The organism is Pseudomonas sp. Xaverov 259, from assembly GCF_019352915.1.
Classification (GTDB): domain Bacteria; phylum Pseudomonadota; class Gammaproteobacteria; order Pseudomonadales; family Pseudomonadaceae; genus Aquipseudomonas.
Map to the genome: position 1 here is coordinate 745,146 of NZ_JAAAFV010000031.1, position 12,574 is coordinate 757,719.

Consider the following 12,574-nt stretch of genomic DNA (forward strand, 5'->3'; position numbering starts at 1 on the left):
GCAGGGCAAGCCTGCTCGCCACAATAGCACCGTTACCTCAACGAGTTAGAGAATGGGTTTGCCGCCGGTGACCGCGTAACGTGAACCGGAAATGTAGCTGGCTTCGTCCGAGGCCAGCAGCACATAGATCGGTGCTACCTCCACAGGCTGGCCGGGGCGCCCGAGCGGCGTTTCGCTGCCAAAGCTCTGCACATCCTCGTCGGGCATGGTCGCTACAATCAGCGGCGTCCAGATCGGCCCTGGCGCCACACTGTTAACGCGAATGCCTTTGTCACCCAGCAACTGCGCCAGGCCACCGGTGAAGTTGGCGATCGCACCTTTGGTGGCGGCGTAGGCCAGCAGGGTTGGCTTGGGCATATCCGAATTGACCGAACTGGTGTTGATGATCGAGCTGCCGGCTTTCATATGCGGCAGGGCCGCCTTGCAGATGCGAAACATCGCGGTGATGTTGATATCAAAGGTCTTGACCCATTCTTCATCCTCGATTTCTTCGAGGGTTTCGTGGGTCATCTGGAACGCGGCGTTGTTGACCAGCACGTCGATGCGGCCAAACTGCTCGACGGTCTTGTCCACCAGCGCCTGGCAGGTGGCTTTTTGCGCGATATCGCCCGGCAACAAAAGGCATTGACGGCCGGCCTCTTCGACCCAGCGCGCGGTTTCCTGGGCGTCTTCATGCTCATCCAGATACGCGATGGCCACGTCCGCACCTTCACGGGCAAAAGCGATGGCTACCGCGCGGCCAATGCCGCTGTCGGCACCGGTGATCAGGGCGATCTTGTTGGCCAACCGGCCGGAACCTTTGTAGCTCTTCTCACCGCAGTCGGGGTACGGGTCCATTTTCTTCTGGGTGCCTGGCACGGACTGGGCTTGAGGCGCGAAGGGCGGGCGAGGGTAGTCGGTCATGTCTAACTCCATAGAACGTCAAAGGTGCTATGGAGTTAGTTGTTTTGCCGCCGGCGATAGTTGTAACGGATCGGCGATGGCCCCGACGAATGGCGTCAGCCACGCGCCAGGTGAGCCGGCAAACGGCGCAGGGTCCACAAGGTCACCAGCATCGCCGCCACCGCACACAGCGCAATACCGACCAACATCGGCGCAGGCGTATGGTCGGCAAACACGCCAACCAACGTCATGGACACGGCCGCCGTGATCATCTGGATAGCACCGAGCAGCGCCGAGGCAGAACCCGCGACTGCCCCATGATCTTCCATGGACAACACCCCAGCGGCCGGCAACAGCAGGCCAAGAAAACCGAAGCCGATAAACAGCAACGCCATCATCAAGGCGAGGTTGTCACTCCACAAGGTGGTGACGGCCAGCGCGCTCATGACCACCGCCACGCCGATCACCGACCAGCGAATCAGTGGCGCCAGGCCAAAACGCGCGCTCAGGCGTGCGGTCAGTTGGCTCATGGCGAAGAACGACGCGGCGTTGACTGCAAAACACAGGCTGAATTGCGTAGGCGTCAGGCCGAAATACTCGATGTACACGAACGGCGCGCTGCCGATAAACACAAAGAACGTCGCCAAGCCAAACCCGCACACTACCGACAGGCCGGTGAATACCGGGTCGCGCAGCAATGCGCCGTAGCTGCCGATCGCACTGCCCAGGGTCTTGCCCAGGCGGCGTTCGGCGGGGTGGGTTTCGGGCAACTGCACAATGGTCATTACCAGGCACAACACGGCAACCACCGCCAGCACCACGAACACTTCACGCCAGCTCCAGAGTGAAATCACCACGCTGCCGGCCAGGGGTGCGAGGATCGGTGAAACACTCATCACCAGCATCAGCAAGGCCATCAGGCGCGCCGCTTCGTGGCCGGTGTACAGGTCGCGCACCACTGCGCGTGGAATGACCATGCCCGCGCATGCGCCAAAGGCTTGCAGGGCACGAAAACCAATCAGCACTTCAATCGTCGGTGCCAGCGCACAACCGACGCTGGCCACCGCGAAAATCGCCAGACCCGCGTAAATCGGCGGCTTGCGCCCGTACACATCGCTGATCGGCCCGTAAAACAACTGGCACACACCAATGATCATGAAGAACACCGTGAGGCTCATCTGCACGGCCGCCGGCGACGCCTGCAGGCTGGCCCCCAGGGTCGGCAGCGCAGGCAGATAGCTGTCGATGGCGAATGGGCCAATGGCGGTGATCAACCCGAGCAACAAGGCCAGGTGGGCAATACTTCGAGACATGGGGGTTCCGGGTCACAGCAAAAGATCGGCCAGCTTAGTGAGCTGCCCTTGGGCACACAAGGTGGTGCTTACACAGACGCTACATTTTCATGTGGCTTGGCTGATCTTCACAAAATAAAGATTGAATAATCACACTTAATGTTATTTAAATACCAAAACAAGAGCGCTACGACCTGCCTGGTCGTGCCGCAACAAGGTGAGATAGCAATGGGCAAGATCGCAGTCATCGGCAGCAATATGGTGGATTTGATTACCTACATCGACCGCATGCCGGAACAGGGCGAAACCCTGGAAGCACCGGGCTTTGCCCTCGGGTGTGGTGGCAAAGGCGCCAACCAGGCGGTCGCAGCGGCCAAGCTTGGCGCGGATGTGCTGATGTTGAGCAAGGTGGGTGACGACATGTTTGCCGACAACACCCTGGCCAACTTCCAGCGTTTTGGCATCGACACCCGTTATGTGCAGCGGGTGCCGGGCGTCTCCAGCGGCGTAGCGCCGATTTTTGTGCGCGCCGATTCCCATAACAGCATTTTGATTGTCAAAGGCGCCAATGCGCATTTGTTGCCGGCGGACATCGAGGCGGCGGCCGCCGACCTGCGTGAATGCTCGCTGATCGTGCTGCAACTGGAGATCAACCTGGACACGGTCTACTACGCCATCGAATTCGGCCGCCGCCATGGCATCGCGGTGCTGCTCAACCCGGCACCGGCCCTGGCTGACTTGAGCGCCGAGCACCTGGCGCAGTTGGACTTCCTGATTCCCAACGAATCCGAGCTGGCGCTGATCACAGGCCGGGTTGTGGACTCGCCGGATTCGGCCCGCAGCGCCGCACACACGCTGGTCGCCAGCGGCATTCGCCACGTGATCGTCACCCTCGGCGAGCACGGCGCGCTGTACGTGGGCGAGGAGGGCGAGTTCCAGGTGCCCGGCCAACGGGTGGTGGCCCGCGACACCACCGGCGCCGGCGATGCGTTTATCGGTTGTTTCATCCAGCACTGGAGCCGCGACGGCGCTATTCGCCAAGCCATGGAGCAGGCGGTGGCGTATTCCGCCTGTTCGGTCACAGCGCTGGGTACGCAGACCTCCTATCCCGACGCCGAAGCATTCGCCCGTTTCCAGCAACAGCGGTAAGACCCTCAACCCAGCCCGGAGAACAATAATGAACAAACCTGCGCTGCAACAGACACCCGATGGCTTCTATCTGAACCGCACGCCCTGGTTCGCCTTTATCCTGCTGTGCAGCATTTTTGCGTTGTGGGCGGCAGCGGCGAGCATGAACGACGTGCTGATCGCGCACTTCAAGAAAGCCTTCCTGCTCAGCGATTTCCAGACCGCCTTTGTGCAGTCGGCGTTTTACCTGGGTTACTTTTTCGTAGCGATTCCGGCCGCGATGGTGGTGCGCCGTTTGAGCTACAAAAGCACGATTCTGATCGGCCTGTTGCTGTACATGCTCGGCTGTCTGCTGTTCTTCCCCGCTGCGTCCACCGCTAAGTACGGCATGTTCCTGTTGGCCCTGTTTGTGATTGCCGCTGGTTTGTCGTTCCTGGAAACCGCGTGCAACACCTATTCAACTCTGATGGGCCCACGGGAAACCGGGACGCGGCGCTTGAACATCTCGCAAACCTTTCACCCGTTCGGCGCCATGGCCGGGGTGTACGTGGGCAGCTTCGTGATGTTCAAGGACACCGATGCCACCACCGAGCAACTGACGCAGATGAGCGCCTCTGAGGCGGCGGTGCAGCAGTTGCAGATGATCCAGTCCACCTTGCTGCCCTATAAGTGGATGATCGCCGTACTGGTGCTGATGTTTATCCTGATCGCCATTACGCGGTTCCCGGCCTGCAAGGGTAACAAGCCCGTCGACAACGCTTCCGGCAGCCTGCGCCAAAGCCTGGGCCGACTGTGGCGCAACCCGCGTTTTACCTTTGGTGTTCTGGCGCAGTTTCTGTATGTGGGCGCGCAGGTCGGCGTGTGGAGTTTCACCATTCGCCTGGCCATGCAAATGGGCGGCATGAATGAGCGCAGTGCTTCGTGGTTTTTGCTGACCACGTTTGCCGCTTACTTTGTCGGCAAGCTGATCGCCAACCTGCTGATGCGCCGCCTGCACACGGCCCGGGTTTTGGCGATTTACGGTGTGCTGTGCATTGTGCTGCTGGCGTACACCATCCTGGTGCCGAACATTTCCGCGGTGTATGCCGCAGTCGGCGTGAGCATTTTCCTTGGCCCGTGCTGGCCGACGATCTACGGCCTGACCATCGATGGCCTGGGTGAAGACACCGGCGTCGGCGGTTCACTGCTGGTGATGAGTATTGTTGGTGGCGGGGTGATCCCGATCTTCCAGGGCCTGCTTTCCGATGCCAGCGGTGGCAACATGCAGTTGGCCTACAGCGTGCCGTTGCTGTGCTTTATCGTGATCGTGATGTACGCGCTCAAGTGCATGCGCCAGTCAGACAAATTGCCTTCGGGCGCGGCTGCGGTGGTGGCCTCATGAACGCGCGTATCCCGCTGTATCCTGCGCTGTTCAGTGAGCAGGAAAAGGTCTTGCTGCAGTCCGAGGACTTCAAGGTCTGCGCCTGGGTTTACCCGTCCGGCGTGTTGGCCATGAGCCTGGAGAACAGCCGAGGACGCCTGGTGGTACTGCCTTATCAAGGGCAGATAATCTGGTCGGCGGTGTTCGATGGCTGCGACCTGACCATGACCAACCTCTTCGAGCAGCCAAGGCCCAGCCCGACAATTATCGACACCTATGGCTGCTTCATGTTTCACAGTGGCCTGCTGCGCAACGGCTGCCCGGCGCCGGATGACACCCATGCCTTGCACGGCGAAATGCCCTGCGCGCCCATGGACACGGCCTGGCTGGAAATAGGCGAGGGCGTGGTGAGCCTGGGCGGCACTTACCAATATGCCAAGGGCTTTGGCGATCGCTACCGGGCCACCCCGAGCGTGACACTGCGCGCGGATTCGGCCCTGTTCGAGATCGACATGGACGTCACCAACCTGGCCGGCAAGCCTATGGAACTGATGTACATGGCCCATATGAACTACGCCTATGTGGCCGGCGCGCGGTTTGTCGAGCCACTGGGGATGCAGCGTTTGCGCCTGCGCACCAGCGTGCCGGACCACGTCAAGCCCACGCCGGACTGGAGCGCCTACATGGCGCAACTGGCCGAGCACCCGGCGCAGCTGGCGTGTCTCGACACGCCGGCGTTGTACGACCCGGAAATCGTGTTTTTCTTCGACGACGTAGGCGCAGATGCCAGCGGCCATGCGCATTTTCTGCTGGATCACCCGAATGGCGCAGCGTTTTACACCCGCTACCGCCCCAAGGAGTTTGGGCACGCCGCCCGCTGGATTCTGCACTCACCTGATCAGCAAGTGGCGGCGTTCGTGCTGCCATCGACCTGTGAGCCCGAGGGCTATAACGCCGAGAAAACCAAAGGCCACGTGCGTGTACTGGCGGCCGGGGCCAGCGCTTCGTTCAGCGTGACCACCGGCTACTTGAATGCGCGCGAGCGCCAGAAGTTATTGGGTTAAACCAGCAATTGCGCGTCGCTGGCCTGGAGGGCTTCTTTGTAGGCTTGGGGGATTTTCTTGTCGCTGACCACGTAGTGGAAGTCTGCAAGGCTGGCGAAGTGCGCAGTACGCACCGTGTCGAATTTGCTGAAGTCCGCCAGCAACACACGCTGCTGGGCTTGGCGCAGGACCTTTTGCTTGACCTCGACTTCGTTGAAGTTGAAGCAGGTCACACCAAATTCCTGACTGACGCCGGCCGCCGTCACAAACGCCCACGTGAGGCGCACGCTGTCGAGAATGCTGCTTTCGGCGCTGCTCTCAAACACCTGGTTCTTGCGGTGAAAGGTGCCGCCGCACAGCACGATATGGCAGTTGGGTTTGTTCTGCAGCTTGAGCAACACGTTCAACGAGCTGCACACCGCGGTGAACTCCAGCTCGTCGGGAATGAAATCAATGACAAACGGCGAGGTGGTGCCGCAGTCGAAAAATACCGTGTCGCCGGGCTGTATCAGCCGTGCGGCGAGTTTGCCGATGCGGCGCTTTTCTTCGACGTGACGCGTGCCCTGGTCGGCCACCCGGTAATCGCCGGCCTCACTGCCGACCCGCGTGATATAGCCGCCCAGCAGGCGCAAATGCTCGCTGAAGTGGTTGAGGTCGCGGCGCAGGGTCATCTCGGAAACGTCCAGCAGCGCCGCCATTTCCCGTAGGTGAATGGCGCTCTGGTCCTGCAGGGCTTGCTGGATAAGCTTGAGTCGCTCGGCTTTTTTACTGTCCACGGGCATTCCAGGGCTTGATTGTTTGTGTTAACTAAGTAACATTAATTGTGAATATTGTAACGCTTAATGTGAGCGCCGCAACACGCGGCACACCACCATTGGCAACATACAGGCAAGGGCACGTTATATGAATACGCTTCAACCCGCAGCATTGGCCAAGTACATCGATCACACCTTGCTGGCCCCCGATGCCACCCGTGAACAGATTCGCACCTTGTGCGAGGAAGCGCAGGCACACGGCTTCTATTCAGTGTGCCTGAACTCCGGGCAGGTGCCTTACGCGGCCTCGTGCCTGACCGACAATCGCGTGGTGATCTGTGCGGTGGTGGGCTTCCCGCTGGGCGCCGGCCTGAGCGACACCAAGGCCTTTGAAGCCGAACGGGCGATAGCCGCCGGGGCAGGGGAGATCGACATGGTGCTCAACATCGGTTGGTTGAAGGACGGATTGCTTGAGGCGGTGCGCGAAGACATCGCCTTGGTGCATAAAGCCTGCGGCGCCGTGCCGTTGAAGGTGATCCTGGAAACCTGTCTGCTCAGCGATGAACAAAAGGTCCAGGCCTGCGAAATCTGCCGGGATTTGGGTGTGGCATTCGTCAAGACGTCCACCGGGTTCAGCCGCAGTGGCGCCACGCTTGAAGACGTGGCCTTGATGCGCAAGACAGTAGGCGCTGGGGTTGGGGTCAAGGCATCCGGCGGCGTGCGTGATTATGCGACGGCGGTGAACATGATTGAGGCTGGGGCTACGCGTTTGGGCAGTAGCTCGGGGGTTGCGATTGTGGGTGGGGAAATGGCGGCGGTGGGTGATTATTGAAGCACTGTTTATATAACTCAACTAAATAGGCATTTAGTTGAGTTATATAAAATTTGAATAAAAGATTCGCAATAGGGCTAAGGCGCCTGCTTGTCATCACCGCTAAACGTGACGCTCTTATGCACGAAGTAGCCTACGACGCCCCAGCGCGTGTCGTCGTCTCGAAAGATGACTTTCTCTTTGACGGTGGTGGTGGCAAACGTCGAGGCAAACTCGATCACTGCGTAGCGTCCTGCAGGCGCATCGGGCAGGTCAACGATAAAGCCAATGGTCTCGGGCTTGCGTGCCTGCAACGAACCCAGTCCGAGACGCAGCGCTTTAAGCCCGGCAACCCACGCCAGCTCAGAGGTTTTCGCCTGCATAACCGGGCTCGCGGCGGTCCAGGTCTTCGCAGGTTCGCCGGCATCCAGCAGCATCAGAAACGCAACGGCGCTGTCGAATACCTGTTGTTGCTGTTGCGGCGTTCCTGGATCAGTGGCGACTACCTTCGGCGACGGCTTGTTGAAACTGACATCACAGCCGCCAAGCAACGCAGCGGTGAGCAATACGGCGGCATAGAGTTTCATGCAGATCTTCCTTGAGCACGGGTGGCGTTGGGACGAGTAAAGATCATGCGTGAAGGCGTTGCCATGTGGTGGATGAAAACGATGAGGTTGCGGCGACGTGGCCGTCGGGAGGCAACGGTCAGTGAGAAGATCAAAAGGCTGGAGACGCTGACTCAAAATCTGATGCGTACTGCTGCTGATTACGTAACATGGTATTACGCATAATGTATATTATGTTAAATAGCATATCAGACAGATTGCGAAAGGCATGTCGCCATTACCTATATGCCAATGGTGTAGTCAGTGACCAGCATCCTATAGTTCATGTCTGTAACCACCTGATCACGCTCCCTATCTTTAAGGAACACGCTTTGGCCTTTGGGATCTGGGTTTACAGCTTCCAACTGCGCACCACCGGCTACTTCTTTTCGGAGTGATCTACTGATTGACCCAGCGGGTGCAGATGACCGTAGGTATATGACCTGCGGTCTTCCCTTCACTTGGAGGAAGAAATGGGCGCGCTGCTGGGAGCAAGTGCGTTACTGCTCGGAGCGTTGCCGGCGCAGCAAAAGCTGAGCAAAAAAAGGGCCGTCAAAGGCCCTTTTTTACTCAAACTTCACGCGCCCTGTGTCATCGGCGAGTTCATGTGTCAGGCCAATCCATCTCGTGGGTGAATGTCTTTATGTTGATGCGTGTCTACGCGTGATCACTGGATCGAAGTGGACAGTGACGACGCGGGGGATGTCAGCAATGGTTCGACGGCCGCTGGAAAGTACTCCACCTGCAGCGGGTATTCCTGCCCCATCAACCTCCCCTTGCCATACCAGACGATACCGCCCTGACTGAGGATCAGCCCATTGCGGCCAAACTCGAAAACGCTGCCGACAGAACTACTGAACATGAAGCGGATTTCATCCATTTGCAGCAGCGTGTACTGCGTGTTCGCAGGCGGCAGTTGTTCCTTGATGCGTTGCAGATAAGTCTGGGCCAGACGCGCAAACAGCTGCCCAGCCTGTTCACGGTATTGTGGAATCGTTAGACCCGGCCTGTGCTGCAACTCGACGGCGATCAAGGCAAATACATCGGCGTTGGCCCGCGCTATGGCCAACTTGATTGACAGCGCCGACGTCAGCAATGCGTTATCGATCTGCAACGACGATTTTTCTGGCTGACCGTTGGCGGCTGGTGCAATGACGGGGAGCATGAATTCGGCCACGTTGACGGTCGACAGCACGCTCGTCGCTAAATACGCCGCACAGGCAGTGGCTTGACCCGACTGATCACCATTGATCAACAACGAAAACGGGCTGCCCTTTCGAGGCAAAGTCTGTGCGTCAATCCCCTGCTGTTTGAGGAAGGCGTTGACCTGTTCCTGTTTCACTTCGCCTCGGGCCAACGCACAGAGCTGCTGCATAATCTGGGCTTTGTTCGCCTCGTTTAATCTGGGCGGCATTTGCAAAATCGCGTCTTGGATCACAGCTAATGCCGGAACACGCAGCCAGGTATGCGGGGTATCCGTAGGCCGGTCTGCCAGGATTTTTTCGTAACCGGCCCAGGTCGCCAACATGATTAGGATGGCGACGGAAATGGTTTTTATATTCATGTTTTTTGCCTGAAAAAGTTGGATTGAAGGCTGCGCAATACTTGCCAGCAGGTCACCACTGATAACCGACACCCACTGCCATCCCGATATTGCGCTGAGTGTCGGTACTGCCCTGTAACTTGGTCACCCAGCGGCCGTTGGCTGACATGTGCGATACGCCGAAGGCCAGCGACGATTGACCGCGATAGGTGGCCGCTGCAGCCGTCGTCATGCTGGAACCCGGCGAGTAAGACTGCGGCAGGCTGGACATGGCCATCGCTCCGGCGATACCCGCACTGAGAGTTTCGTCCTGATACTTGAGGTCTTTTTTCAACTCCGTGTAGCGCTGATCGGTGTAGGCATTGGCATTCGTGGTGATGCCCTCCACGCTTCGGTTCAACTGGTCGACGTTCACTGCATCCGTACCGCTTGTACCCGCTGCGAGGTTGGTGAGCTGCCGCTCATTGCCAGCACTGCCGACCGAGACACTGCTGTCGCGGTCCGCCACCGAATTGGTCCCCAGTGCCGTGGCGTTCTTGGCCGATGCCTTGGCCCCGTTGCCCAGAGCAACTGAGTTCTCCCCGGTGGCCTGGGACCGCGTACCGACCGCCGCACTGTTGTTGCCCGACGCCTGCGCCCCTGCCCCACCAGCGATCGCATCGGAACCCGTGGCTTTGGGCTTGGTTGCCGCACTGCTGTTGTTCACCTGGAACATGCCGTCGGTACCGTTTTTGAGGTTGCTGACATCTCCTTCGACGGCGGTGATGCGACCCTCCTGCTGACCCGCTTCGGCGTTCAGATTGGCAATCGAATCGTCGGTGTATTGCTTGGCTTCGGCCACTGCACCGTCGAGCTGGCGCACATTGACCGCATCATTGGCGTTCTTGCCGTCGGCGACGTTGCTGATCGTTCGGGTGGCGCCAGTGGTTGCATTGCCCACCGAAACTGTGCCCGAGGTCACGTTGTTCTCGCCCGAATACTTGCCGCTGTAGGTTTCGGCACCTCGACCGGCATCGCTGGAGTCGCTGCCGATCGCCACGCTGCCACTGGCAGACACTGTGGCGCCGCTGCCCATCGCCACCGTGCCATTGCCCGAAGCCTGGGCCTGAGGCCCCAGCGCCATGGCGTCGGTACCGGTGGCAGCGGAGTCAGCCCTGGTCGAGTTGACGTGCAGATACTTGATGCCACCACCCGCCCCGATCAGTGTTTCAAGCCCCCCTACCCGACCGTCGAGGTTAGTAATGTCCGAGGTGTTCTGATCCACCTGTGTGCCGAGCACTTTCAGTTGCGCCACGTTGACCGCGTCGGTGTCCTGCGTGCCGGCCGCTAGCCCGGTCAGCTTGCGACTGCCCAAAGCCGTACCGATGCCGATCTCGCCGACTGACGTTTGCGGTGCTGCTAATCGATAGGCGCTGTAGTTTGTTTCGGCACCGACCGTGGTCAGCGAGCTTGAACCGAGCGCTACGCTCATGGCGTAGCTGGCATTGGCACCGGCGCCCAGTGCAACCGATTGTTCGGCTGCTGCCTGGGCGGTGCTCCCCAGGGCGATACCGGACGCCAACAACACTTGGGCATTGCGACCAATGGCGATACCACCGGCGGCGGCTTGGCTGACAGCCGCCTGATTGCCCAGACCAATGCCGTTGTCACCGTTGACCACGGTGCCTGGACCGACCGCGATCGACTCGCTACCGCTGGCGAGCGAGTCAGTCGGATTGGTCGAGTTGGCGTGGAAATACAGCGTGCCGGTAGAACTCAGCGAGCCCATCGCCCCGGTCAATTGACGCAGGGTCACGGCGTCATGAGCGTCGGTGGCATCCGCCACGTTGGTGATCTGGCGGTAGCTGCCGGCCTTGCCTACCGACACCGATCCCAGCAAGGTGGCATCCGAAGTGTCGTAGATAATCGTCCCGCTTCCGGCAGCGATAGAACCGGTGGTGGGTGCCAGGGCACGGTCGGCGACCGACCCTTCGCCCAGTGCGATACCGCCTGCGACCTGAGCCTGGCTCAGACGTCCCAGCGCGAGGGCGCCATTAGCCGTCGCATTGGCATCCGAACCGGCCGCGAATGAATTGGCACCTGCGGCAATGGACTGTGGCCCGATAGCGATGCTGTCCAGACCGTTGGCTTGGGAGTCGGCCAGTGTCGAGTTGCTGTGAAAATACTTGATGCCGGCGCCGTTGTTGACGAGGTTGTCGACGGTTTGGTTGGTTGCGAACAGCTGCGAGCCATTCACTGCGTCAGTGCTGGTAGCGTCCAAGGCACCGGCCGCAACGTTGGTCAACTTTACTGCGGTGCCTGCGGGATTGAAGGTCACCTGGGTTTTGGTCGCTGCATCGTCGTATTTCACGGCCACGGCGGCTGTGTTGGTCAGGCTGGTATCGAGATTAGTCAGCGCCGCGCCCACGTTGTTGCTCACCAAAGGCCCGGTGTTGCTGCCAGTCGCGCTGATGCTGTTGGTGGAATAGCTTGGCGCGGTCCATACGCCCGTAGTCGCATCAAGCGTGGCGCCGCCACCCAATGCGGTCGCGGTGTCCTGGCCGACGATGTTCAGTTGGCTGACGTTAACAGCATCTGTGGCCGAGCTGCCTGCCGCCAGGCCGGTAATGCGACGGCCAATAGCGCCGTTGGCGACGTTCACTTCGCCACCCGTTGCAGTGCCCCCCACACTATAAGCTGCGTTAGCCAGTGTTGCACCGGTGGCGGATGAACTCGAGCCCAACGCAACGCTGTTGGCGAAACCGGCCGTGGCGCCATTTCCCAGGGCAATGCTGTTGACACCGATGGACACGGCGGCCGGCCCCAACGCCAAGCTGTCCTTGCCGGTGGCGCTGCTGTCGGCGAGGGTCGAGTTGCTGTGAAAATACTTGATGCCCGTTCCGTTGTTGACGAGGTTGTCGACGGTTTGGTTGGTTGCGAACAGCTGCGAGCCATTCACTGCGTCGGTGCTAGTGGCGTTCAAGGCACCGGCCGCAACGTTGGTCAACTTTACTGCGGTGCCTGCGGGATTGAAGGTCACCTGGGTTTTGGTCGCAGCATCGTCGTATTTCACGGCCACGGCGGCTGTGTTGGTCAGGCTGGTGTCGAGATTAGTCAGCGCCGCGCCCACGTTGTTGCTCACCAAAGGCCCGGTGTTGCTGCCAGTCGCGCTGATG

General features: G+C 59.7%; 12 protein-coding genes. 6 read left to right on the forward strand and 6 right to left on the reverse strand.

The annotated features are described in order from the left end of the window. Nucleotides 1–45: 45 nt before the first annotated feature. Nucleotides 46–903, reverse strand: a complete 858-nt coding sequence (locus K0H48_RS13825) for an SDR family oxidoreductase (RefSeq protein WP_219267903.1) — start codon at nt 901–903, stop codon at nt 46–48. A 95-nt stretch (nt 904–998) separates the two neighbouring features. Then, a complete protein-coding gene (locus K0H48_RS13830) occupies nt 999–2,195 on the reverse strand; it encodes a multidrug effflux MFS transporter (RefSeq protein WP_219267904.1) in 1,197 nt (398 codons plus the stop codon). Between the two features lie 207 nt (nt 2,196–2,402). On the opposite strand from K0H48_RS13830, the gene rbsK reads away from it, so the two are divergent. Genes rbsK through K0H48_RS13845 form a run of 3 tightly spaced genes read left to right on the forward strand, consistent with a single transcriptional unit; the run spans nt 2,403 to nt 5,726 of the window. After that, nucleotides 2,403–3,323: a ribokinase gene (gene rbsK, locus K0H48_RS13835; RefSeq protein WP_219267905.1), complete on the forward strand. Its 921-nt coding sequence runs from the start codon at nt 2,403–2,405 to the stop codon at nt 3,321–3,323. A gap of 28 nt (nt 3,324–3,351) precedes the next feature. Further along, nucleotides 3,352–4,683 carry an L-fucose:H+ symporter permease gene (gene fucP / locus K0H48_RS13840; RefSeq protein ID WP_219267906.1) on the forward strand — a complete coding sequence of 444 codons (1,332 nt, stop codon included), beginning with the start codon at nt 3,352–3,354 and terminating at the stop codon, nt 4,681–4,683. After that, nucleotides 4,680–5,726: an aldose 1-epimerase family protein gene (locus K0H48_RS13845; protein ID WP_219267907.1), complete on the forward strand. Its 1,047-nt coding sequence runs from the start codon at nt 4,680–4,682 to the stop codon at nt 5,724–5,726. The genes fucP and K0H48_RS13845 overlap by 4 nt, the downstream gene beginning before the upstream one ends. On the opposite strand, the gene deoR is transcribed toward K0H48_RS13845, so the two are convergent. Continuing rightward, nucleotides 5,723–6,481, reverse strand: coding sequence for a DNA-binding transcriptional repressor DeoR (deoR, locus tag K0H48_RS13850; RefSeq protein WP_219267908.1), 759 nt, complete (start codon nt 6,479–6,481; stop codon nt 5,723–5,725). The two genes, K0H48_RS13845 and deoR, sit on opposite strands and share 4 nt — an antisense overlap. A 127-nt stretch (nt 6,482–6,608) precedes the next feature. Here deoR and deoC point away from each other — a divergent pair, with 127 nt between their 5' ends. Beyond that, the gene (deoC, locus tag K0H48_RS13855) at nt 6,609–7,292 is read left to right on the forward strand and encodes a deoxyribose-phosphate aldolase (RefSeq protein ID WP_219267909.1); all 684 of its coding nucleotides are present in this window, start codon (nt 6,609–6,611) and stop codon (nt 7,290–7,292) included. A gap of 77 nt (nt 7,293–7,369) precedes the next feature. On the opposite strand, the gene K0H48_RS13860 is transcribed toward deoC, so the two are convergent. Further along, nucleotides 7,370–7,858: a DUF4019 domain-containing protein gene (locus tag K0H48_RS13860; RefSeq protein ID WP_219267910.1), complete on the reverse strand. Its 489-nt coding sequence runs from the start codon at nt 7,856–7,858 to the stop codon at nt 7,370–7,372. Between the two features lie 45 nt (nt 7,859–7,903). Here K0H48_RS13860 and K0H48_RS13865 point away from each other — a divergent pair, with 45 nt between their 5' ends. Together K0H48_RS13865 and K0H48_RS13870 are read left to right on the forward strand one after the other, a co-directional pair. Then, nucleotides 7,904–8,062, forward strand: coding sequence for a hypothetical protein (locus tag K0H48_RS13865; RefSeq protein ID WP_219267911.1), 159 nt, complete (start codon nt 7,904–7,906; stop codon nt 8,060–8,062). A 252-nt stretch (nt 8,063–8,314) separates the two neighbouring features. After that, entirely contained in the window at nt 8,315–8,413 is a 99-nt protein-coding gene (locus tag K0H48_RS13870) for a DUF2256 domain-containing protein (RefSeq protein WP_219267912.1), read from the forward strand. A gap of 130 nt (nt 8,414–8,543) precedes the next feature. Here K0H48_RS13870 and K0H48_RS13875 read toward each other — a convergent pair whose 3' ends face one another. Both K0H48_RS13875 and K0H48_RS30955 read right to left on the reverse strand, forming a co-directional pair. Beyond that, nucleotides 8,544–9,512, reverse strand: coding sequence for a hypothetical protein (locus K0H48_RS13875; protein ID WP_219267913.1), 969 nt, complete (start codon nt 9,510–9,512; stop codon nt 8,544–8,546). Next, the coding region (locus K0H48_RS30955; RefSeq protein ID WP_219267914.1) for a YadA family autotransporter adhesin at nt 9,493–12,574 on the reverse strand (3,082 nt) is incomplete at its 5' end. The genes K0H48_RS30955 and K0H48_RS13875, both read right to left, overlap by 20 nt.